The 21,415-nt window shown below is 64.3% G+C and carries 19 protein-coding genes; 10 read left to right on the top strand and 9 right to left on the bottom strand.

Features of this window, described 5'->3' with window-relative positions; translation table 11 throughout:
* Positions 1-80 precede the first annotated feature (80 nt).
* A complete protein-coding gene (locus P9A16_RS13010) occupies positions 81-1,199 on the bottom strand; it encodes an AI-2E family transporter (RefSeq protein WP_245290354.1) in 1,119 nt (372 codons plus the stop codon).
* A gap of 374 nt (positions 1,200-1,573) precedes the next feature.
* Here P9A16_RS13010 and P9A16_RS13005 point away from each other — a divergent pair, with 374 nt between their 5' ends.
* Together P9A16_RS13005 and pgi are read left to right on the top strand one after the other, a co-directional pair.
* Positions 1,574-3,274 (top strand): long-chain-fatty-acid--CoA ligase, encoded by a 1,701-nt coding sequence (locus P9A16_RS13005; protein WP_024270212.1) that lies wholly within the window; start codon positions 1,574-1,576, stop codon positions 3,272-3,274.
* A gap of 114 nt (positions 3,275-3,388) precedes the next feature.
* Positions 3,389-5,014: a glucose-6-phosphate isomerase gene (pgi, locus tag P9A16_RS13000; protein ID WP_024270213.1), complete on the top strand. Its 1,626-nt coding sequence runs from the start codon at positions 3,389-3,391 to the stop codon at positions 5,012-5,014.
* On the opposite strand, the gene P9A16_RS12995 is transcribed toward pgi, so the two are convergent.
* The 4 genes from P9A16_RS12995 to P9A16_RS12980 all read right to left on the bottom strand — a co-directional run bounded on the left by P9A16_RS12995 (position 5,011) and on the right by P9A16_RS12980 (position 8,419).
* A complete protein-coding gene (locus tag P9A16_RS12995; RefSeq protein ID WP_023516727.1) occupies positions 5,011-6,096 on the bottom strand; it encodes a glycosyltransferase family 4 protein in 1,086 nt (361 codons plus the stop codon). The two genes, pgi and P9A16_RS12995, sit on opposite strands and share 4 nt — an antisense overlap.
* Positions 6,097-6,136: 40 nt before the next feature.
* The gene (locus tag P9A16_RS12990) at positions 6,137-7,066 is read right to left on the bottom strand and encodes a carbohydrate kinase family protein (protein ID WP_023516728.1); all 930 of its coding nucleotides are present in this window, start codon (positions 7,064-7,066) and stop codon (positions 6,137-6,139) included.
* 63 nt (positions 7,067-7,129) lie between these two features.
* Positions 7,130-7,828: an orotate phosphoribosyltransferase gene (locus tag P9A16_RS12985; protein WP_024270214.1), complete on the bottom strand. Its 699-nt coding sequence runs from the start codon at positions 7,826-7,828 to the stop codon at positions 7,130-7,132.
* Positions 7,829-7,975: 147 nt separating this feature from the next.
* Positions 7,976-8,419 (bottom strand): DoxX family protein, encoded by a 444-nt coding sequence (locus tag P9A16_RS12980; protein WP_024270215.1) that lies wholly within the window; start codon positions 8,417-8,419, stop codon positions 7,976-7,978.
* A gap of 193 nt (positions 8,420-8,612) precedes the next feature.
* Here P9A16_RS12980 and P9A16_RS12975 point away from each other — a divergent pair, with 193 nt between their 5' ends.
* From P9A16_RS12975 to P9A16_RS12965, 3 genes are all read left to right on the top strand, one after another.
* The gene (locus tag P9A16_RS12975; RefSeq protein WP_023516357.1) at positions 8,613-8,801 is read left to right on the top strand and encodes a hypothetical protein; all 189 of its coding nucleotides are present in this window, start codon (positions 8,613-8,615) and stop codon (positions 8,799-8,801) included.
* Positions 8,802-8,936: 135 nt separating this feature from the next.
* Complete coding sequence (locus P9A16_RS12970; protein ID WP_023516358.1) at positions 8,937-9,641, top strand: Crp/Fnr family transcriptional regulator; 705 nt, start codon at positions 8,937-8,939, stop codon at positions 9,639-9,641.
* Positions 9,642-9,664: 23 nt separating this feature from the next.
* A complete protein-coding gene (locus P9A16_RS12965; RefSeq protein ID WP_371260030.1) occupies positions 9,665-11,506 on the top strand; it encodes a CHASE2 domain-containing protein in 1,842 nt (613 codons plus the stop codon).
* A 200-nt stretch (positions 11,507-11,706) separates the two neighbouring features.
* Here the strand turns inward: P9A16_RS12965 and P9A16_RS12960 are convergent, their stop codons facing one another.
* Positions 11,707-12,345: a FecR family protein gene (locus P9A16_RS12960; protein ID WP_023516360.1), complete on the bottom strand. Its 639-nt coding sequence runs from the start codon at positions 12,343-12,345 to the stop codon at positions 11,707-11,709.
* Between the two features lie 272 nt (positions 12,346-12,617).
* Between P9A16_RS12960 and P9A16_RS12955 the strand changes: the two genes are divergently transcribed.
* Positions 12,618-13,646: a tetratricopeptide repeat protein gene (locus tag P9A16_RS12955; RefSeq protein ID WP_023516361.1), complete on the top strand. Its 1,029-nt coding sequence runs from the start codon at positions 12,618-12,620 to the stop codon at positions 13,644-13,646.
* Positions 13,647-13,655: 9 nt separating this feature from the next.
* On the opposite strand, the gene P9A16_RS12950 is transcribed toward P9A16_RS12955, so the two are convergent.
* A complete protein-coding gene (locus P9A16_RS12950) occupies positions 13,656-14,690 on the bottom strand; it encodes a proline racemase family protein (protein ID WP_023516362.1) in 1,035 nt (344 codons plus the stop codon).
* Positions 14,691-14,844: 154 nt separating this feature from the next.
* Here P9A16_RS12950 and spdA point away from each other — a divergent pair, with 154 nt between their 5' ends.
* Together spdA and P9A16_RS12940 are read left to right on the top strand one after the other, a co-directional pair.
* Positions 14,845-15,651: a 2', 3'cyclic nucleotide phosphodiesterase SpdA gene (gene spdA / locus P9A16_RS12945; protein ID WP_024270216.1), complete on the top strand. Its 807-nt coding sequence runs from the start codon at positions 14,845-14,847 to the stop codon at positions 15,649-15,651.
* 121 nt (positions 15,652-15,772) lie between these two features.
* Entirely contained in the window at positions 15,773-16,408 is a 636-nt protein-coding gene (locus P9A16_RS12940; RefSeq protein ID WP_023516030.1) for a DUF1236 domain-containing protein, read from the top strand.
* A 48-nt stretch (positions 16,409-16,456) separates the two neighbouring features.
* Here P9A16_RS12940 and P9A16_RS12935 read toward each other — a convergent pair whose 3' ends face one another.
* The gene (locus P9A16_RS12935; RefSeq protein WP_023516031.1) at positions 16,457-17,704 is read right to left on the bottom strand and encodes an alpha/beta hydrolase; all 1,248 of its coding nucleotides are present in this window, start codon (positions 17,702-17,704) and stop codon (positions 16,457-16,459) included.
* Between the two features lie 334 nt (positions 17,705-18,038).
* Between P9A16_RS12935 and P9A16_RS12930 the strand changes: the two genes are divergently transcribed.
* Positions 18,039-18,593 carry a hypothetical protein gene (locus P9A16_RS12930; protein WP_278025723.1) on the top strand — a complete coding sequence of 185 codons (555 nt, stop codon included), beginning with the start codon at positions 18,039-18,041 and terminating at the stop codon, positions 18,591-18,593.
* Here the strand turns inward: P9A16_RS12930 and P9A16_RS12925 are convergent.
* Positions 18,583-19,332 carry a hypothetical protein gene (locus tag P9A16_RS12925; RefSeq protein WP_156031892.1) on the bottom strand — a complete coding sequence of 250 codons (750 nt, stop codon included), beginning with the start codon at positions 19,330-19,332 and terminating at the stop codon, positions 18,583-18,585. The two genes, P9A16_RS12930 and P9A16_RS12925, sit on opposite strands and share 11 nt — an antisense overlap.
* Before the next feature lie 389 nt (positions 19,333-19,721).
* On the opposite strand from P9A16_RS12925, the gene P9A16_RS12920 reads away from it, so the two are divergent.
* Positions 19,722-21,362, top strand: a complete 1,641-nt coding sequence (locus tag P9A16_RS12920) for a winged helix-turn-helix domain-containing protein (protein WP_037405878.1) — start codon at positions 19,722-19,724, stop codon at positions 21,360-21,362.
* Positions 21,363-21,415: the final 53 nt, after the last annotated feature.

Below are 21,415 nucleotides of genomic sequence, written 5' to 3'. Positions count from 1 at the left end.
AGCGTCCCGTCATTTCACGCCGGCGTTTCTAATCCCAAAACAAATCTGGCGGCGTTGGCGCGCAGGGCTCCTTGCCCGCATCAGCCGACATTGCGCTCCGGGTCGGACCGTGGCGGCACCTCCGCATGGGGGTCGAGGATGATCGCGGAGGGCGGCTCCGTCGCGTCGACCTCGCGAATCCACTCGCGCCAGATGGCGACGAGGAGAGCCATGAGGACCGGGCCGATGAAGAGGCCGAGGAAGCCCATGGTCTTCACCCCGCCGATGAGGCCGAAGAAGGTGGGCAGGAACGGCAGCTTGATCGGGCCGCCGACAAGGCGAGGACGCAGCGTCTTGTCGACGATGAAGAGTTCGACCGACCCCCAGACGAAGAGCGCAAGGCCCGCGACAGGCGAGCCGCTGGAGACGAGATAGACCGAGACCAGCGTGAAGGAGAGCGGCGCGCCGCCGGGAAAGAGCGCCATGATGCCGGTCAGGACGCCGAGCGTGACGGCCGAAGGCACGCCGGCAACCCAATAGGCGATGCCGAGCACGATGCCCTCGCCGATGGCGATCAGCGTCATGCCTGTCACGGTGGAGCTGATCGTCGCCGGCACGATGCGTGAGATGCGCTCCCAGCGCATCGGCAGGATACGCTCGCCGAGGCGATCCACCTGGCCGGCGAAGGACTGGCCATCGCGATATATGAAGAAGAGTGCGATCAGCATGAAGAGCATGGCGAGCAGCAGGCCGAAGGCCTTGCCGCCGGCGGCAAGTGCCACCCGGTAGATATTGCCGATATTGGCGCCGCTGACGATCTGCGTCAGTTCGCCGATCGCGCCGGGATGATCGAGGAAACGTGTCCACTGCATGTCGAGCCAGCCGCCGACGACCGGCAGCGCGCGAATCCAGTCCGGCGTCGGCGCGCCGGTGCTGTTCGTCTCGACGGCCCAGCCGATCCACTCGCGAACCTCGTGGAAAGCGTAAGTCGCAGCGAACATGATCGGCCCGACGATGAAGGCGAGGATCAGGAGGATGGCGATGGAAGCGGCGAGCGTGCGGTTGCCGTTCACCTGGGCGAGCAGGCGCGAATAGAGCGGCCAGCTCGCAAAGGCGATGACGAGGGCTGCGAGCACCGGCACCACAAAGCCGTGGAAGAAATAGATGCCGGCGAAGACGATGAGCACGAGGAGCCAGCGCGCCGCCGAGATGGGCGATATGAGCGCGACGCTGCTCGGGCGCGCCGCGCCGAGAAACCGAGGCTCACTTCTGCGATGTTCCTGATGCAGCAAACGCGTCTACTCCCATGAGGCCCACGCTTGGGGCCGGGCAACCTAGATAATGTGTAGCCCAAGAATGTTAAACATATACGCGGTTTTTTCGGCGAAGGCGCGCTGAGACGCCGCAGGCACAGCAGAATCGTGGGGAGCGCAGCGGGAAGCTGCCTGCATTTATTGACGTTTACGTCAATGTAATATAGCGATGTCTCTTGATGGCGCCTTTCAAAAGCATCATCTTGTCCCTACGAATGGTTGGAGGACCGTTCGCGCCGACGGGACGGATGACGCCCTGCGCGCAACGAGGAGGAGCATGCATGACCGCCACGATCGAAGCCCCTTCCACTGAGCCCTCCGGCCGGTTCTGGCTGGCCTCCTATCCGGAGGGCATGGCAGGGCAGATCGCGCCGCTCGGCCACACCTCCATCGGCGCGCTTGTCGAAAGCTGCTGCGCGCAATACGCCGACCGCCCGGCCTTCACCAGCATGGGCAAGACACTGACCTTCCGGGACTTCGAACTGGCCTCGGCGAAGATCGCCGTCTGGCTGCAGGCACGAGGGCTGGAAAAGGGCGACCGGGTCGCGGTGATGATGCCCAACATCCTGCAAAATCCCGTCATCATCTTCGGCATTCTGCGCGCCGGCCTCGTGGTGGTGAACGTCAATCCGCTCTATACGCCACGCGAGCTCGAGCACCAGCTCAAGGATGCCGGCGCCAAAGCACTGTTCGTGCTGGAGAATTTCGCTAGTACCGTCGCACAGGTCGTCGCGCGGACGGCGGTCAAACACGTCGTCGTCACCACGATGGGCGACATGCTCGGGCTGAAGGGACTGATCGTCAACCTCGTCGTGCGCCGGGTGAAGAAGCTGGTGCCGGCCTGGTCGCTGCCGGGACATATCCCCTTTACCCAGGTGATGGCGGAAGGTGCGCGTGGCCGCATCAAACCGGTCAGCATCGGGCCTGACGATACCGCCTTCCTGCAATATACCGGCGGCACGACTGGCGTCTCCAAGGGGGCGACGCTGACCCACTCCAACCTGCTCTCCAACATGGAGCAGATCAAAGTGTGGATCGAGCCGACCTTCCGCACCAAGAAGCGGCCGGACCAGCTCGTCTTCATCTGCGCGCTGCCGCTCTACCACATCTTCGCGCTGACGGTGAACGGGCTGATGGGCATCGCGCTCGGCGGCCACAACGTGCTGATCGCCAATCCACGCGACATCCCGGCCTTCATCAAGGAGCTGGCCAAGATCCGGGTGCACATCTTCCCGGGCCTCAATACGCTGTTCAACGCGCTGATGAACAATCCGGATTTTTCGAAAGCCGACTTTTCCGAACTGGTGCTGACGCTCGGCGGCGGCATGGCGGTGCAACGGCCGGTCGCCGAACGCTGGCAGGCGATGACGGGCTGCGCGATCACCGAGGGTTACGGCCTTTCGGAAACCTCGCCTGTCGCGACCGCCAACCGCTTCGACAAGCCGGAATTCACGGGAACGATCGGCCTGCCCCTCCCCTCCACCGACATCGAGATCCGCGACGACGATGGCAGGACACTCGGCCTCGGAGAGGTCGGTGAAATCTGCATTCGCGGCCCGCAGGTCATGGCCGGCTACTGGCAGCGGCCGGACGAGACGGCCAAGGTGATGACGCCGGATGGTTTCTTCCGTTCCGGCGATATCGGCTTCATGACGCCGGAAGGCTTCACCAAGATCGTCGACCGCAAGAAGGACATGATCCTCGTCTCTGGTTTCAACGTCTTCCCCAACGAGGTGGAGGAAGTCGCAATGTCGCTTCCGGGCATCCTCGAATGCGCAGCGATCGGCGTGCCGGACGAGCACTCTGGCGAAGCAGTGAAACTCTTCGTCGTGAAGAGGGACCCGGCACTGACGGCGGCAGACGTGAAGGCCCATTGCGCGGCAAACCTTACCAATTACAAGCGACCGAAGTTCATCGAGTTCCGCACCGAACTGCCGAAATCCAATGTTGGCAAGATATTGCGCAAGGATTTGCGGGGCTGATCGAGCGAGAGTTAAACCGATTTAATTTTTTCGGGAGAGTGACCTTTGCGGTCTTGATTTGGATAGGACAAAGCGACTAGCTAGCGGCATCGTCAAAAGCCAAGGACCACGCCGATGAACGCGCTTGTCGAAAAGCTGAAATCCATCGTCCGCGACACCAACGCCACAGACATCCGCGCCGCCTTCGCGGCCGACCCGCAGCGCTTCTCGCGCTACAGCACCACACTCGGCGACTTCCTCTTCGACTATTCCAAATGCGCGGTGAACGACGCCGTGCTCGACGCGCTGGAGGCGCTGGCGAAGGATGCCGGCGTCGAAAAGAAGCGCGACGCCATGTTCTCCGGTGAGATCATTAACATCACGGAAGAGCGCGCCGTGCTGCACACCGCGCTGCGCAACCGTTCGAACACACCCGTCCTCGTCGACGGCACGGACGTCATGCCGGACGTCAACGCCGTGCTCGACGCCATGGGCGCTTTCGCCGACGGCATCCGTTCCGGCGCGCTGAAGGGTGCGACGGGCAAGACGATCACCGACGTCGTCAATATCGGCATCGGCGGCTCGGACCTCGGCCCCGTCATGGCGACGCTGGCGCTGGCGCCCTACCACGACGGCCCGCGGCTGCACTTCGTTTCCAACATCGACGGCGCGCATATCGCCGATACGCTGAAGCTTTTGGACGCGGAAACGACGCTGTTCATCGTCGCCTCCAAGACGTTCACGACGATCGAGACGATGACCAATGCCGCGACGGCCCGCAAATTCATCGTCGATGCGCTCGGCGACGCTGCTGTCGGCCACCATTTCTGCGCGGTCTCCACGGCGCTCGACAAGGTCTCGGCCTTCGGCATCGGCGCCGACCGCGTCTTTGGCTTCTGGGACTGGGTCGGCGGGCGCTATTCGATCTGGTCGGCCATCGGCCTGCCGCTGATGATCGCCATCGGCAAGGAGAACTTTGCCGAATTCCTCGCCGGTGCCCATGTCATCGACACGCATTTCCGCGAGGCGCCGATCCGCGAGAACATTCCGATGCTGCTCGGGCTCATCGGCTTCTACAACCGCAATGTGCTGAACTATCCCTCGCGCGCCATTCTGCCCTACGACCAGCGCCTGTCGCGCTTCCCGGCCTATCTCCAGCAACTCGACATGGAATCGAACGGCAAGTCCGTGACCCTCGACAGCGAACCGGTCAAGTACAAGACCGGTCCGGTCGTCTGGGGCGAACCCGGCACCAATGGCCAGCACGCCTTCTACCAGCTCATCCATCAGGGCACCTCGATCATCCCGGCCGAATTCATGATCGCCGCCAACGGCCATGAAAAGAACCTGCGCCACCAGCACCAGCTCCTCATCGCCAATTGCCTGGCGCAGTCCGAAGCGCTGATGAAGGGCCGCACGCTCGAGGAGGCCAAGGCGCAGCTCACCTCCAAGGGCATGGACGAGGCGAAGGCGGACAGGATCGCGCCGCACCGCGTCTTCGACGGCAACCGGCCGTCGATCACCATGGTGCACGACAGCCTGACGCCCTTCGCGCTCGGCCGCCTGATCGCGCTCTACGAGCACCGCGTCTTCGTCGAAGGCGCGCTCTTCAACATCAACTCCTTCGACCAGTGGGGCGTGGAGCTCGGCAAGGAACTGGCGACCGGGCTGCTGCCGGTCGTGGAGGGCAAGGAAAGTGCTGCCGGCCACGATTCGTCGACGGCTGGCCTCGTCGCCGCGCTCCTGAAAGCGGCGAACTAACGAAGGCTGAGACGGCGTGCCGCGAATGCATCGCGCGGCACGCGGGTGAGATTGCTGAAAAATTCACGACCGCAGGCGCGCCAGCTGTAGGTCATGGCACGGCCGCGCGCGGCGTCCTTCGGGACATCAAGGGCGGCGAGGGCGGCTTCGCGAAGATTTTCCGACAGGGCGCCGCCCTCGCCCAGAACGTCGCGCGGCGCCGTCACCGGGAAGGCGGCGACGGGAACGCCGCTTGCCAGCGCCTCCAGCATGACGTTGCCGAACGTATCGGTGCGACTCGGGAAGACGAAGACGTCGGCCGAGGCATAGACCGATGCCAGGTCCTCGCCGGTCTTGCGGCCGAGGAAATGCACATCCGGATAGCGCTGGCGCAGCGTTGCGAGATCCGGCCCGTCGCCGACGACGACCTTGCTGCCCGGCAGGTCGAGACCGAGGAAGGCCGGCAGGTTCTTCTCCACCGCAACCCGCCCGACATTCAGGAAGATCGGCCGCGGCAGGCCGAGGTCGCGGCGCTTGGCCGGATCGAACAGTTTCGTATCCACACCGCGCGACCAGCGCTTGATGCGCACGAAGCCGCGTGCGGCCATTTCCGCGGCGAGCGATTTGGTCGCCACCATCATGCCGTCACCGGCATTGTGGAAGCGGCGCAGCCACCAGTAGCTGACGCTTTCGGGAATGGGCAGGCGTGCACTGATGAACTCGGGAAAACGCGTGTGATAGGCCGTGGTGAAGGGTAGCTGACGTTCGAGGCAGGCGGCACGCGCCGCCATGCCGAGCGGCCCCTCGGTGGCGATGTGGATATAGTCGGGCGCAACCTTCTCCATCTCGGCGAGCACGCGGCGCCTGGAGGTGATCGCCAGCCGGATCTCCGGATAGGACGGCAACGGCACCGTCGTGAATTCCTGCGGGGTCAGGAAGACGACATCGACGCCCTCTTCCGCCATCGAGCGGGCCAGCTCTTCGAGCGTGTGCACCACACCGTTCAATTGCGGCCGCCAGGCATCCGTAACGACGAGGATGGTCGGAGCCCGTCCATCGGAGCGGGCAAGAGGGAGAGAATCTGGAGCGGTATGGTCGAGCATGGCCCCTTTGACCATGCTGCGATGACAGGTGAATGAAGGCTCAGGCGAGCCCGATTTCCTTCGCCCAGGGCGGGTTCGCCCCGGCGCGCGACACCGTGACAGCCGCCGCCTTCGCGCCGAGCGCCAGCACCTTGGCGATCTGGTCTTCGGAAAGCTTCGCCACCTGATCCTTGGTGAGGAGGTTCTGCATCTTCAGCGAGGCCAGCACGCCGGCATCGAACGTATCGCCCGCACCGACCGTATCGACCACCGTGACGCGCTCGCTCGGCACGACGACCTTGTGGTCGGCGGTGTAACCGACCGCGCCTTCCGCGCCACGCGTCACAACGACCAGCCTTGCGCCATGGTGCAGCCAATGGCGAGCCAGCGCATCCTCGTCCCCTTCAAGCCCGAACCAGGCAAGATCTTCGTCGGAGAACTTTACGATATCGGCCATACCAGCCATGCGGCGGATACGCCCCATATGGGCGTCCTTGTCCTTGATGAAGCCGGGGCGGATGTTCGGATCGAGCGAGATGACGCGCTTTTCGTGCTCACGGGCAAGCAGTGCCTCGTAGGTCGAGCCGCAAGGTTCCGGGATCAGGCTGATCGCGCCGAAATGCAGGGCCTCGCAATCGTCGCCAAGCGCCGGTAGCTCGGCCTCGGTGATCATGCGACCGGCAGTGCCCTCGTCGTAGAAGGCATAGGAAGCGTGGCCATGCACGAGCTTGACGAAGGCGACCGTGGTCGGGCGCGACAGCGTTGCGCAATAGCTGTAGTCCACGCCGCTTTCCGCCAGCGTCTTGCGCAGGATGTCGCCCATCATGTCGTCGGAAAGGCCGGTGAAGAAGCCCGTCGGCACGCCGAGACGGCCGAGCGCGATCGCCGTGTTGAAGATCGCCCCGCCGGCATAGGGCGCATAGGCGTCCTCGCCCAGCGTCGTCGTCCGCGGCAGCATGTCGATCAGCGCTTCACCACAACACAGGATCATACCGGTCCTCCCAGGAGATTTTCAATCGATTTAAACGATCCCGGCGAAAAGCGCCAGAGGCTTTTACGACGTCGGCAGTTCCGCGACACCGCCATGGGCGGCGGACCAGGCGAGCGGCGCATCGAAAAATGCGGCGACGGAGGCGAGCGTTGCGTCGTCGAAGAGTTTTTCCGCGCGCGCCACGGCGAGTACATCCTGCCAGGTGGCGATGCGGTGCAGCTTGACGCCGCCATTGGCGTAGCGCGCTTCGGCTTCCTTGAAGATGCCGTAGTAGAACAGCGACATGCCGTGATCGACCACGCCGCCGGCGGCACGGATCGCATCGATGAAGGTGAACATGGAGCCGCCGACAGTCACCAGGTCCTCGATGACGAGCACGCGGGCGCCCTCCGGCATCACGCCTTCGATCTGTGCATTGCGGCCGTGGCCCTTCGGCTTCTTGCGCACATAGACCATCGGCAGAGCGAGGCGATCGGCGAGCAGCGCGGCGAAGGGAATACCTGCCGTCTCACCGCCGGCAATCACGTCGATCCGCTCGAAGCCGACCTCGCGCGTGAGGGTGGCGGCGGCGAAATCCATGATCGCGGAGCGGATGCGCGGATAGGAGAGCAGTTTGCGGCAATCCATATAGACCGGCGAGGCCATGCCGGAAGCGAGCTTGTAGGGCTCCTCCGGGCGAAAATGCACCGCCTTGATCTCCCACAGCATGCGGGCCATCAGCTCCGCCATCACGCTCTTGTCCGGATAGGAATTGGAAAACATCGGCATCTCCCCACATGGCTGTTCGCCCGTGCGCATAGCAGCAAGAGCCTCCGCTTTCCAGCGGTTCGGGATTTTTCCCCGTAGCCCGGCAACAAAAAACCCTCCCCGGAAACCGGAGAGGGCTTTTGGAGGATCGGTGTATTCCGCTTAAGCAGCGACGGTCCTGGCAGCGCCGGAGCGGGCGTCGATCGAGTAGGCGCCCGGGCCGAAGGCGGCGAGCACGAGGAAGCCGCCGGCGATCGTGATGTTCTTCCACATCATCAGGCCGTTGAAGAGGGTCAGAAGACCGTTTGCGCCTTCCGGAAAGTCCGGAACGTTGATCGCGCCGCTGTGGAACACGAGTGCCGTGAACACGCTGAAGGCGGCGAGAAGATAGGCAGAGATCCGAGTCTGGAAACCGACGAGAATGAAGAGGCCGGCGACAAGCTCGAAGAGGCCGGCGAGATAGGCGAGCGCGGTCGCGGCCGGCAAGCCGGCGCCGGCGATCATGCCCGCGGTGCCCGAGGGATCGATCAGCTTGGGATAGCCCGCCGTGATGAACATGAGGGCGAGAAGGATACGTCCGACGAGGACGACGACGTTCTGTTGCATGGTAAGCTCCTGAGGCTTGGCGTTTGCGTTGGCAAAGAGATATCAGCTTTCGGTCGTCAAACTAGTCAGGCGATCAGACTACAGATCGTTCTCTTTTTGTGAACGATGTGCCTGTTCCCGGCGAAACAGAGAGGCGGCGCCCGCCATGCGACAAGGGGGCGTCACATCCTGCCTCTCTCCTTCCGGAGCCTTCATGCGCCCCTATCTTGCCGCCCTCGCCATCGCCGCCGCCTCTTTCGTTTTCACCGCCCCCGGCCATGCCGGCACGTCCTATGGTGAGGGCTACTACGGGCACTATCAGCAGACCTGCATCACCAAGCGCATCCGCATGGAAAACCCATATGGCAAGACCATCACCAAACGCGTCCGTATCTGCCAGTAGGCGCTCTCCCAGCAATCCCAAGGACCTGCCCGGAACTCTCCGTTCTTTTCTGTTGCAAGCGTCCGGCGGCTGGGCGAAGATTTCGGCAAGGCGGCGCGTTTCGTTTTGCATCAGCGCGGTCGGGGGCATCAGGATATGAACGAGATCAACAAAAGCGCCGCGTTCTGGCGTTCCTTTGCGATTTTCGAAGGGTTCAGCAAGGAAACGCTCGGCGAGATCGCCGGCATCGCCACCTATCGCAAATGGTCGGCCGGCACGGTGATCTTCCAGCGGGGCGATGAAGGCACCTATCTCATCGTGCTCGTCACCGGCCGCATCAAGCTTTCGCTGATCACCCCGCAGGGCAAGGAACTGTCGCTGCGCCAGCTTGAACCGGGCTCGGTGCTCGGCGAAATGGCGATCCTCGACGGCCAGCCACGCTCGGCCGATGCCACCGCCGTCGTCGCGACGGAAGGCTACGTCATTTCCAAGCGGGATTTCCTGGAAATCCTGATGCGCAACCCGACGGCAGCGCAGGCGATCATCCACTATCTCTGCACCAAGCTGCGCGAGACGACGGAGCAGCTCGAGACCATTGCGCTCTACGATCTCGACGCCCGCGTCGCACGCTTCTTCCTGGCGACGCTGCGCAACATCCATGGCGAGGAGCTGCCGGAAAGCGCAAATCTCCAGATTTCGCTGAGCCAGACGGAGATCGCCAGCATCGTCGGCGCCAGCCGGCCGAAGATCAACCGTTCGATCCTCGCGCTCCAGGAGGCCGGCGCCATCCGCCGCAACGACGGCATCATCCATTGCCATATCGGCCGGCTGCAAAACATCGCCGAGCCGGATGACGATTAAGCAGCCGGGAACGGCCGATCATGATCGCCAAGCGATACCGCCCCCTTCTCGCCGGCCTCATCGCGAGCCTTGCCGGAGCGCTGGCGCTGTTTTCGCTCGGCGAGACGGCGCTGGAGCGGCAACGTGAATTCTATTTCGACGCGCTGACGCAAGGCGTACCCCCTGAGGGGAGCGACCGGATCGTCGTCGTCGACATCGACCGAAAGGCGTTTCAGTCCGCGCCGAACCGCGACTGGACGCGCACCGAGACGGCCGATCTCATCGACCGCCTCGCCGCCGCCAAACCCGCCGCCATCGCTTTCGACTTCATCTTCAGCACCGATTGCGCCCCGGAAGAACCGGCAAATGCCGCGCTCGCCAGCGCAATCGCCAAGGCGCCGACCATCCTCGGCTTCCTCATCGGCGAGACGCCCGACGGGGCGCCGCATCCCGTGCCGGCGCTTGCGCTGCAACGGCCTGTCGCGGTGCCCGACCTCTGGTTCATCGACGGCACGGAAAGCTCCTGCGCCTTCCTGCAGGACAAGTCGTCAGCGGCGGCAGCGGCCTTCCTCGTCGGCGACGAGGACGCCGTGGTGCGTCGCGTGCAGGCCTACGCGATCGTCGGCAATGCCGCCTATCCGGCACTCGGCGTGGAGGCAGCGCGGCTTGCGGCCGGTGCGCGCACGCCGGTTCTCGGCGGCAATCCCGTCTGGCTGCGGCACGATGCCCGTATCCTGCGGCTCGACGAGGACGGCAGCCTGCGTTTTGTGGCGAGCGATGCGGAGACGATCCGCGCGCGCACCTTTTCCGCCGGTGATGTCGTGGCCGGTGCGGTGCCGGCAGACAAGATCGCCGGCAGGGTCGTCCTGATTGGCAGCAGCCTGCCCAATCTCGGGGGGCTGAGGACCAGCGCCTCCATGCCGCTCGAGCCGTCCGTGCAGATCCATGCGGATGTCGCGAACGCCATCCTCACCGACCACATTCCGACGCGCGATCTCGGGCTCCTGCCGTTCGAGGCGGGCGTCGCCTTCCTCGCCGGTGCGGCGGCAGCCTTCGCGGCGGCACGGCTCCGCCCGCTCTTCGCCGCTCTTGCCGGTGTCGCGCTGGTCGGCCTCGTCTTCACGGCCTCGGTTCTGCTTTATGCCCGCACGGCGCTGCTCTCCGATGCGATCGGGGTTGCGCTTGTCGTCGCTACTGCGGCGCTGGTCACCGGCCTTCTGCAATTTGCCCATGTGCGCCGCGCCGAAGCAACGGCACGGCAGCGCTTTGCGCAATACCTGCCGCAATCCGTCGTGGCGCGCTACATCGACAATCCCGACCTCGGCCGCGTTGCCGGCGAGGAACGGCAGGTGACGGCACTCTTCACCGATATCGAAGGGTTTTCGACGCTGGCGCAAAAAATCGGCCCGCACGACCTCGTCAAACTGCTCGACATCTATTTTTCCGAGGTGAACGCGCTCGTCGCGCAGCATGGCGGCATGGTGGACAAGGTGGTGGGCGACGCGGTGCACGCGCTCTTCAACGCACCCGATGATCTTGACCGCCACGTCGACAAGGCGCTCGCCTGCGCCGACGAGATCCGCGCCCTGACCGAAGAGATGCGCCGCCGCCCCCTCTTTATCGAACGGGAGTTCGGGCGCACGCGCATCGGCGTCGAGACGGGCATGGCTGTGCTGGGCGAGGTCGGCGCCGGCGGCAAGCTCGACTATACCGCCCATGGCGATGCGGTGAACCTTGCCGCGCGGCTTCAGGACGCCAACAAGTTCCTGGGAACGCAGATCTGCGTCGGCCCGCGCGCGGCCGGGGAAACCAGCCGCACGCTACGCGCCATCGGCGAACACGAGATCCGCGGCTTCGGCACGATGGCGCTGTTTACATTGGATTAGCGCAGAAGGGATGGCACGCCGTTACCGCTTAGCCCCTTCTCCCCTTAGGGAGAAGGGGCTGGCAGGCGGAGGAGGGGGATGCCGGAGGCTAGAGAAGTCGAGGTTTCCAGCTGCATCGCCCCCTTACCCGACCTTCGGGCCACCTTTTCCCCGGGAAGAGAAGGGAAGATGCGGCAGCCCTCTCATTCCCTGATACCCGATCAACGGACGCCGGCGCTCGCATAGGCCTCGCGGATGCGGGCCTCGCCCCATTGCGTGACCTCGCCGGGAGCTGCGCCCGGCGCAGCGATCTCGACGCCCTGGCCGGGGCCGACCTCCTTGGAGACGCCGCCGCCGGAGACCTCGACGAGCCCGTGTTCGACGAACACGGCGAAGGGACCGCGGCTGGGACCGGCGAAAAACTTCGTGCCGCGCACGCCGATCATGCCGAAGGCGGTGCGCACGGTAAGGTCGATCTTGGCGAGGCCCTCCGGCCGGTCGAAAATCATCTGCCCCGTGCCGAGCTCGATCGTGCCGCCCTGCCCGGCGATAAAGGTGTCGATCAGGAGCTCCGTCTCGCTGCCGAGCAGAAGATTGGTATCCTCGCCGAGCTCCAGCGCGGCAAAGCTCTTCTTGCCGGTCGTCACGAAATCATGATCCATCAGGCTCGCGCCAGCCTTCAGACCCTCCAGCAGGTTTGCCTGCTTGCGGTTGACCTCGCCGGTGATCTCCACCGCCTTGCCGATCACGGCGTTCGCCTGGGTGGCGCGGATACCGATGCCCGTCAGCGCGAGCGCGCCCCCGGCCATGAAGAGCCGGCGGCTGAGACGGACCGGACGAAAAACCTTGAGCGCTTCCATTGACGTGCCTTTCACGCGCAGCCGAACCCGGCGGCATGGAATTGAACCTGAGCATCCGCTGCGCCTTCCGGCTGCGAAAATGCTCTCCCTCTTCTCTATACGCAGTTTCCAAGGCAAATCCGCAAGGTGTCCTACAGGAATTTTGCGGGCGCGGTGGATGTACCTCGCCTGCAATTCTTATGCTCCGCTCTCTTCCAGCTTTCTGTTCCCGCGGAAACAGCCTTGGTTTGCCAGACCTCTATGGTGCGGTCATCAACGAAGGGAGACGGATCATGTTCATGCGATCCAATGGAATGAAGACGGCTGGCCGCGCCCTTTTCTTCGCGGTCCTTCTGTCCGGCGTCGCCGGCGGCGCGTCGGCCAGCACGATCGAAGCCCAGTGCGACGCGGCGGCCGGCAGCCAGTACGATATGACGCGCAACACGGCCTTCGCGCCGGTTGCCCGTGAGGACATCCGGATCGGCACGGCGCTGTCGGCCTGCCGCGAAGCCTATAATGCCGGCGGCGGCGCTCGCATGGCCTTCCAGCTCGGCCGGGCGCTGGAGCGCGCCGGCCAGGATCTCGACGCCATGAAACTCTATGCGGAGGCTGCCGCGCTCGGCCATACCGTGGCGATGGTCAACTACGGCGCGATGCTCGGCAAGCGCGGCGATCCGGTCGCCGAGTTCAACCACTACAAGAAGGCCGCCGAAATGGGCGACATGCTCGGCGCCTACAATCTCGGCGTCGCCTATCGCGACGGCATCGGCACCGACATCAACGGCGAGGAAGCCGCGCGCTGGTTCGACAAGGCGGCGGCAAATGGCGACGAGACCGCCGCCTTCAATCTCGGCGTGCTCTTCGACGACGGCAGCCTGATTGCCGAAGACAACGCACGCGCCGCAGCCTTCTATCGCCTCGCCGCCGAAAAGGGCGTCGTCGACGCCATGATCAATCTCGGCCTGATGCTGGAATCCGGCGAAGGCGTTTCGCAGGATCTTGCATCCGCCGCCGGCTATTTCAAGCAGGCCGCCGACCTTGGCGACAGCTACGGCAACTTGAAATTCGGCCTGATGCAGCAAAGCGGCAAGGGCATCGTCAAGAATGTCGAGCAGGCGGTGAACAGCCTCGTCGCGGCCTTCGAGATGCGCGACGTCGATCTGGAGGTCATCCTGCGCGATACACCGGAGCAGCTCAGCGCCGACGCCCGCCTCGCCATCAAGCAGGTGCTCGCCGAGCGCAAGCTGATCGCCGGCGCCGAGAATGCCGAGATCGACCCGATCACCCTCGGCGCCATCGAGAAGCACTACGCCGCGAAGTAAACGGCGAGGTCAGACGATCTCGCCGGCCTGCGGACCCCAGGTGTCCGTCATGGCAAAACCGTTGGCGAGCGGATCGGTCGGATCGAGCGCGATCTGGTGCAGGCCAAAGGTCCAGCCGCGGCCGGTGATGGTGGGGATGATCGCCGTGCGGCCGGCAACGACGGTTTCGGCCGCCAGCCCCACCTCGAATTCGGAGCCGATGATCGAGCGCGAGCGGAACGTATCGCCGACCTTGGCGAGACCGCGGGCATGCAGGACCGCAAGATTGGCGGAATTGCCCGTGCCGCAAGGCGAGCGATCGACACGGCCGGGCCACATGGTTGTCGCGGTGCGCACCAGGCCATCGGGATCACGATCGCGGAACATGACATAGGCGACGCCGTTGATCTCGGGGATCTCGGGATGCACGACCGTCATCGATTTGTTGATCAGATCCTTCAGCGCCATGCCGGCATCGACCAGTGCACGGGCATTGCCCTTCTCGATCTTGGTGCCGATCTGGTCGACATCGACCAGCGCATAGAAAATGCCGCCATAGGAGATGTCGAAGCGCACGCGGCCCCAGTGCGGCGTGTCGATCTCCACGTCCAGCGCCTCGACGAAGGACGGCACCATGGTGAGCTTGACCTTCTCGCAGCGCCCGTCGCGGCAAGTCGCCGTGGCCTTGACGAGACCGGCGGCCGTATCGAGCACCACCACCGTCTCCGGCTCCTTCATCTCGACAATGCCGGATTCCAGAAGCGCCGTGGTGACACAGATCGAGTTGGAGCCCGAGGAGGCATGCGCCTGGTCGGCCTGGAGGATGATGAAGCCTGCATCTGCCTCCGGACGCTTGGCGGGAACCAGAAGGTTTACCGAGCCGGTCGCCGCCGCGCGCGGTTCCAGGCAGAGGAAACGACGCAGGCTGTCGTCAACCGTGTTGATGTGGTTCAGCTGCTCGGCGATCGTGTTGCCGGGGATTTTCGGCACGCCGCCGATCGCCACCTTGCCGATTTCGCCTTCGCAATGAACATCCAGCAACTGGATCGTGCGCTTCCATCTCATGTCGGTCTGCTCCGTCTCGGCCAGGCTCGGCCCCGTTTACTCTCTGATATATCAGATTGCCGTGCATTCCAACAGCTTTTCACGCGACTGGTTCACACGCTACGAAAGGGCATCCGGCAATCGCCGGATATAATCCCTGCTGCGAGACCTCTTCATGACCAAGCTCATCGTCTTTACCGACCTGCATATGGTGCCCGAGGGGTCGACCATTATCGGCCTCGATCCCTACAAGCGCCTGCTCGCCGGCATCGAACACGTCAACCGCTACCATGCCGATGCCGACCGGGTTATCTTTACCGGCGATCTGACGCACCGCGCGGACACGCAATCCTACGAGCGCCTGCGCGATCTCCTGTCACTGCTCGTGCCGCCGGCCGCCATCACCATCGGCAACCACGATTATCGCGAGCGCTTTCTCGAAAGCTTCTCCTATGTGAAGCCGGACGAGAATGGCTTTGTGCAGCAGGCGATCGATTTCGACGACTGCCGCGTGGTGCTGCTCGATACGCTTTTCGCCCCACCCTACGATTATCCGCGCAGCCATGCCGGCTATCTCTGCGAAACGCGCCTGACCTGGCTCGACAATACGCTTTCCGGTGCCGGCGGACGTCCCGTCCTCCTCTTCATGCACCACCCGCCGCACAAGACCGGCTTTACCGGGATGGACGCAATCCGGCTTTCCAACGAGGGCGCCTTCTACGAAATCGTGCTGAAACACGGCAATGTGCGCCACATCTTCGCCGGCCACGTGCACCGTACGATCGGTGGCTCGCACCGCGGCATTCCATTTTCGATCCTCAAGAGCCCCGTGCACCAGCAGCCGATGCCCTTTGACGCGCCGAACGCGTCGCTCTCGGTCGACGAGCCCGCGGCCTATGGCATCGTCGTCGTCACGGAAGACGGCCTGCAGGTACACAACGAGGACTACGAAATCGCACGGCGCGATTCGGAAATTGCCTGAGGGACAGGTTAACGCGCGTTACACATCGTGATGCGCCACCGCGTCCTGCACGGAACCGAAGACAGAAAGTGACGTTGTCTCTGCCGAAGGGGTGGGAAAACCACATTCGAAGGAGAATGACATGCGTAAGTTTCTGATGGCCGGCGCCGCACTGGCGCTCATCGGCGCCACCGCGGCCCATGCAGATGACGGCGACAAGGAAGTCCTCGGCGGTGCGGCCGGCGGCGCAGCGGGCGCGGCCGCCGGCGCCGTCGTCGGCGGCCCGGTTGGCGCCATTGTCGGCGGTGCCGTTGGCGTTGCCATCGGCGCGGAGGCTGCCGTGCCGGACGATGCCCGTGTCTACGTGCTGGAAAACCCGACACCGCCCGTCATTCTGGAAGGTCAGGTGACGTCGGACACGCGTTTTGACGACACCGTCACGCTGACGCCGATCCCCGAGCACCCGGACCTTGCCTATGTCTACATCGACAATCGCCCGGTGATCGTGCGCACCGATAGCCGCCAGGTGATCTATGCACCGGAGGTCGAAACGACAGCCAGCATCTCCGCCGACATTCCGGAAGCGACGATCACCTATGTCGAGCGCCATCCGCTGGAGCCCGTCGTGCTGGAAGGCCCGGTGGAGGCCGGTGCGCTCATCCCGGATACGGTTGAGATCGTCGAGGTGCCTGAGAGCCCGAGCTACGGTTACATCTATATCGATCAACGTCCGGTTCTCGTCGACCGCAATACCCGTGAGGTCATCTGGGTCCGCTGACCCCACGGGATTTGCGAAGCGAGGGCGGCTCCTGCGAGAGCCGCCTTTTCATTGCCCGGTCGCCGTCACCGCAGTGTCTTCCACGGATTGGCCGAAGCGCAGCCACTGGTCGTTGTAGTTCTTGCGCGTCACCGGATCGAAGACCGCGATGGGCGTGGAGACGGCGATGCTGGCGACGCTGCCCACCGTCTGGGCAGTGCCGAGCGCCACCGCACCGAGCCGGTCGCCGAGACCGACCTCGGAATCCGTGACGGTCTGGCCGGCGATCAAGCGGTTGCCGATCAGCCGCACCACTTCCGGGCTTTCGGCAAATTTTCCATGGTTGAGGCTGTCACCCGATTTCAGCGCCGTCAGGTCGAGCACGATGATGCCCTGCTTTTCCAGCATGCTGCGATAGGGTTCCTGCGAGGGGTCGATCTGGCCGAGCCGGTCGACATTGCCGGAAATGCGCCGCGAGAGCGTCAGTGCCCGATCATCTTGCGAGACGAACAGCGTGAATTGCGGACGCTCCTTGCCGATGGCGCGCAACTGCTGGCCGAAGACGTCCACATCAAGATCGGGCGAGGCAAGGATCACCTGCTGGATCTTCTTCGGAACGCGGCCGTCGCGGATCGCCATCTGGCGCAGCGTCTCCACCGCAAGCCAGGTGCCCATGGAATGCGCCATGATGGTGATCTCGCCGACCTCGGGCGAGTTGACCGCGGCGCGCAGCAGTTCCTCCAGCGCGTCACGTGAGTAGTTGGTGCTTTCCTTGTCGTAGGAATAATCGAAAATGCTGGCGCGCGAGGGCCAGGTGAAGATCACGGGCGCGGCATCGGTCTTCGAATCGTGCACGATCTGCGCGAAGCGATAAACGGCATCCTCATAGCGATTGTTGAAGCCGTGTACGAAGACGAGCACGCGCCGGCTCTTCGGCAGGTGCCCGTCAAGCCAGGCACGGCTCTTCTGGGCACTGTCGACCGGCGTCACGCTGACAGTCGAAAAATCCTTTTGCGGATTGGCCGGCAGCTTTTCCGGCCATTGCACCTGGCCGACCTTGCGCTTGTCATCCGGCGGAATGGAAACCCTGATGTCGCGCATCACGAGTTCGGAGCCGCGCTCGCCGGAGAACAGCACGCCCGGCTGGTGCGAGGGCGCGCGCGTGGTGGCGACGAGGAGATCGACCGTCGAGACACCCGCCGGCGCTTCGCCGCTCGGCACGAGCACACCTTCCGGCCGGCCGGCGCAGCCCGCAAGGGCAAGCAGTCCGGCGAAGATCACGCGACGCAATACGCGCGGCATTTCGCGGTTCATCATGCCCCGCTTCCTTCCGCTTTCTGGTTTCGCCGGTGCAGGCAGCACCGCTTTCCCCTGCTTAGCCGAGCGGCGCGCGGTTTTGAAGAGCGGCAAGCACCCAGCAGGGCGTACGGCGGCAAGGCGTGGCATATCGGTCACGTCGCCTGCCGGTGACCGAGGATGGACTTGCTGGCGACAATCGATCGTACCCAGATCAAAAATGGACGGAGACCACGGGAGGTCCGTGCCCTAGCCTACCCGGGATGAGCGGCCATTCGGCCGCCGGACGACGGGGCCCGAGACCGCGATACGGACAGGGACCTTGTTCAAAAATTGACAGGCAAGGAGCGCTTTCATGGCAATGGTCGGAGGCACGATCACGCGTGTAAACACGCAGTCGGATTTTCTGGAGAGGGCCTCATCTGTTGCCGGCCTCAGCGACGGAGGCTGGGTCGCTACCTGGGCGTCCGAGAACACGTCCACTGGGCGGACTGATGTTTACCAGCAGGCCTTCAATGCAAACGGAACGCGCAAGGGCGGTGCAACCTGGATCGACGGGTCGATGAACGGCAATGATACGATGTGTGGCGGCGAGGGCAATGACAGCCTGAGCGGCGGCGATGAAAACGACCAGGCCTATGACGGCAAGGGTTCCGACAGCCTCTCTGGGCGACAAGATCGACCTCGGCAGGATCGGCCTCGACAACGGCAACGGCAACGGGGAAGACCCGTTCTTCACCTTCCTCGGCAAGGGGGCATTCACCGGCAAGGCCGGGGAACTGCGCTACGAGATCAAGGGCGGCAAGACGACGGTCCTCAGCGATCTCGACGGCGATGGGATGGGGATGCTGATTTCTCGATCCTGCTCGACGGAACGATCAACCTCAAGGCAACCGACTTCATTCTGTGACGGCGGAGGCGGCCGCCATGCGAGAGCGGGTCGAAACGCTAGCGATCTCCTGCCGGCTGGTATGGGCACGCGAAAGACCGAAGGCTTCCGCGAGGGAAGAGATGGGGCTCACGTCCGTCAGCATGTTTCCCGCTTCCGGAACCGCCCCCTCTTCGAGACCGGCGATGAACCGGTCCATCAGCAACCCTCCCGCATCGGCCCACGTGAAGATGGTGTAGAACGGGCCGGGCCTGTAGAGATCAGCATCCGAAACCAGGGTCATCCCGACGCGTGGCGCAAGATGCGTCAACAGCCGCTCGGGTTCGGCCAGGAAGCGCGCGCTCCGGCATCGGCCATCGATAAGATCGAGGACATGAAGATGCAGGCCATACCACTGCGTCAGGATCGACAGGGTCAGGGCGGACGGGACGACCTCTTCTCCCGTGCCCACCGGGAGAACAACTTCGTATTTCAGCGCCTCATCGAAAAAGGCGTAGGCGGTGTTGCGGCTGGCAATGCCGTGCTGGCGCGCCAGGAGGCCGAGGCCACGCCGCGTGAGCCCCGCACCGCCGCGCCGGGCCGCCAGGAAATACTGCGCCAGGCCTGCATGGCAGAGCAGCCACCGTTGCTGGGTGGCGAAGAGCGCGGCCGTACGCGGCGCAGCCTCGTGCGCGGCAAGGAACCCCCGCGCCATGAAGCGGAGAGCCAGCGGGAACGCCCGCTCCGCGATCAGCCTATCTGCGGAACCCGCTTGCTGCACTGCTGGCTGCAGGCAGATATCAGATACCTCCAGGGGGACCGGAATGGTGGGCCGCCTTCCCGCCCGAGCAGACCGAAGTGGGCCTGCCGCCGGGACAGCCGGCCGCTCATCGTTTTCTCTCATCAACGGCTTGGCATCACGTCTCCCCGGGCCCCCGCATGGCGCTTCGGTTTCCGGCCTTCACGGTGTGATAGGTCTCAAGCCGCGCGAATGTCCTGACGGCGCGGGGGCGCAGTTCTGAAATTTTCTGATTTTTTCTGAAACGGGGCCGATGGCGCCACGCATGCAAATCCCAGGCAAGCAGACAGGCGGAGGCATCCACCGGTTGACGGCGGCACCGGCGCTTCTCTATTTTGCGCCGGACCGCGACTGGGGATCGTGAGGAGCCGGTGTTGTTTTTTTCGGGATTCGTTCTGGATCCGGACCGCGCCGAGTTGCGTGGTCCAGACGGCGCTGTCATCCGGCTGCGCCCGAAGGCCTTCGAGCTCCTGCGGCTGCTCGTGGCCCACAGCCACCAGCTTCTTCCCAAGCGGGTCCTGCTGGACACGGTCTGGCCCGGCGTTCATGTCGGGGAAGACAGCCTCTTCCAATGCATTCGCGAAATTCGCGCTGCGCTTGGCGATCACGAGCGGCAGATGGTCAAGCTCGTGTCGGGCCGCGGGTATCTGTTCGCGGTCGATGTCTCCACCGCGACCGACGCCAAGCCGGCCATCCAGGCCTTGCCGATCGAGGCCTCCGGCGTATCCTCCCGGTTTCTCCGGACACGCAGGACCACGGCACGCATGATTGCAGGGGGCGCCACCGCCGCCCTGCTGCTCGGGGCTTTTGCCATCGTGAAATCCGGCCTTTTTTCCGATCGATCAGCCCCGGTGGTCGAGGTCATGTCGTTCGTCGATACGACGGCCGAGCCGCGCGAGGCAGCCCTCGCGCGCGGTGTGTCGGCGCAGCTGATCGCCGGCCTCTCCCGCATCGACGGCCTCCAGCTCATTGCCTCGGCGGGACAGGCAACAGCAGCCAGGACCGCCCCGACCCATCTGGTCCAGGGCGAGCTGCGCAAGAGCGCCCAATCCTGGATTCTTCAGACCCGCTTGATCGATACGGCGAGCCGCGAGGTCCTGTCGGTTGTCGAGGCCAAGGTCGATGCACAGCAACCCGATGCGCAACGGGTGCAATCCCGGCTTGCCGCCGGCGTGGGATATACGCTGGCCCTGAAGCTGGGAAGGCTGCGTGAGGACAGCCCTACACCTGGGAGCAGCACGGCCGATATCGCGATCCAGCAGGCCGCCGCATCGATCAACCAGACGACGAAGGAGCGCTTTGCAACGGCGCGCACGATACTCGAGACATATCTCGCCGGCGATCCGGACAATGTCGACGTGCAGGTTGCACTGGCGACGCTGCATCTGCGCGGCATCCAGATGACCTGGTACAGCCCTGCGCAGATCAACGCAGCGGAGAATGACGCACGCAAGCTGCTTGAAGAGGCCGTGGCGGCGCAGCCGCTTTCCGGATCGGCCATGGGCGCCTATTGCCGGTTCCTGACGGCGACGAACCAGTTCGCCGAAAGCCTTGTCGCCTGCACGAAGACCCTCTCGCTCAATCCCTGGGATGGCGCCGCCCTTTTTCAGCTCGGCCTGACGCAACTTCAGCTCGGCCGTTTCGAGGATGCGTTCGCGACCTTCCTGGAGGCAGACGGCTTCGATACGCCGGATGTTTCCCGCTGGACGTGGCTTCTGGGCGCGGGCCTCGTCTGCATCGTCCAGGACCGCAACGAGGAGGCGCTCGGCTGGCTGCAGCGTTCGATCGCGATCACGCCCGCCTCGGGGCGGGCTCACATGCTTCTCGCCGTCGCCTACCACCGTCTTGGCCGGGATTCCGAGGCCAAGGAAGCGCTCGCGAAGGGACTGGCGCTACGACCGGGAACGACGGCCACCAACATCGCCCTGCGCAAGGACAATGCAAGCGACGCTTATCTCCGCGCTGCCGGGAAAATCAGCAGCAACCTGGTCGAAATCGGCCTGCCGCCGTAACGCGATCACAGTGCCATGGATGATGTCGGACATTCGGCCGCGGCGCGACAAAA

Source organism: Shinella sp. 838 (assembly GCF_029623935.1).
Lineage (GTDB): Bacteria > Pseudomonadota > Alphaproteobacteria > Rhizobiales > Rhizobiaceae > Shinella.
This window is presented reverse-complemented; position numbering and strand designations above follow the sequence as displayed.

Bases quoted from the DNA above. Each gene is read 5' to 3' on its own strand.
- P9A16_RS13005 (WP_024270212.1), top strand. From the start codon at position 1,574: ATGACCGCCACGATCGAAGCCCCTTCCACTGAGCCCTCCGGCCGGTTC.
- pgi (WP_024270213.1), top strand. From the start codon at position 3,389: ATGAACGCGCTTGTCGAAAAGCTGAAATCCATCGTCCGCGACACCAAC.
- P9A16_RS12995 (WP_023516727.1), bottom strand. From the start codon at position 6,096: ATGCTCGACCATACCGCTCCAGATTCTCTCCCTCTTGCCCGCTCCGAT.
- P9A16_RS12990 (WP_023516728.1), bottom strand. From the start codon at position 7,066: ATGATCCTGTGTTGTGGTGAAGCGCTGATCGACATGCTGCCGCGGACG.
- P9A16_RS12985 (WP_024270214.1), bottom strand. From the start codon at position 7,828: ATGTTTTCCAATTCCTATCCGGACAAGAGCGTGATGGCGGAGCTGATG.
- P9A16_RS12980 (WP_024270215.1), bottom strand. From the start codon at position 8,419: ATGCAACAGAACGTCGTCGTCCTCGTCGGACGTATCCTTCTCGCCCTC.
- P9A16_RS12975 (WP_023516357.1), top strand. From the start codon at position 8,613: ATGCGCCCCTATCTTGCCGCCCTCGCCATCGCCGCCGCCTCTTTCGTT.
- P9A16_RS12970 (WP_023516358.1), top strand. From the start codon at position 8,937: ATGAACGAGATCAACAAAAGCGCCGCGTTCTGGCGTTCCTTTGCGATT.
- P9A16_RS12960 (WP_023516360.1), bottom strand. From the start codon at position 12,345: ATGGAAGCGCTCAAGGTTTTTCGTCCGGTCCGTCTCAGCCGCCGGCTC.
- P9A16_RS12955 (WP_023516361.1), top strand. From the start codon at position 12,618: ATGTTCATGCGATCCAATGGAATGAAGACGGCTGGCCGCGCCCTTTTC.
- P9A16_RS12950 (WP_023516362.1), bottom strand. From the start codon at position 14,690: ATGAGATGGAAGCGCACGATCCAGTTGCTGGATGTTCATTGCGAAGGC.
- spdA (WP_024270216.1), top strand. From the start codon at position 14,845: ATGACCAAGCTCATCGTCTTTACCGACCTGCATATGGTGCCCGAGGGG.
- P9A16_RS12940 (WP_023516030.1), top strand. From the start codon at position 15,773: ATGCGTAAGTTTCTGATGGCCGGCGCCGCACTGGCGCTCATCGGCGCC.
- P9A16_RS12935 (WP_023516031.1), bottom strand. From the start codon at position 17,704: ATGATGAACCGCGAAATGCCGCGCGTATTGCGTCGCGTGATCTTCGCC.
- P9A16_RS12930 (WP_278025723.1), top strand. From the start codon at position 18,039: ATGGCAATGGTCGGAGGCACGATCACGCGTGTAAACACGCAGTCGGAT.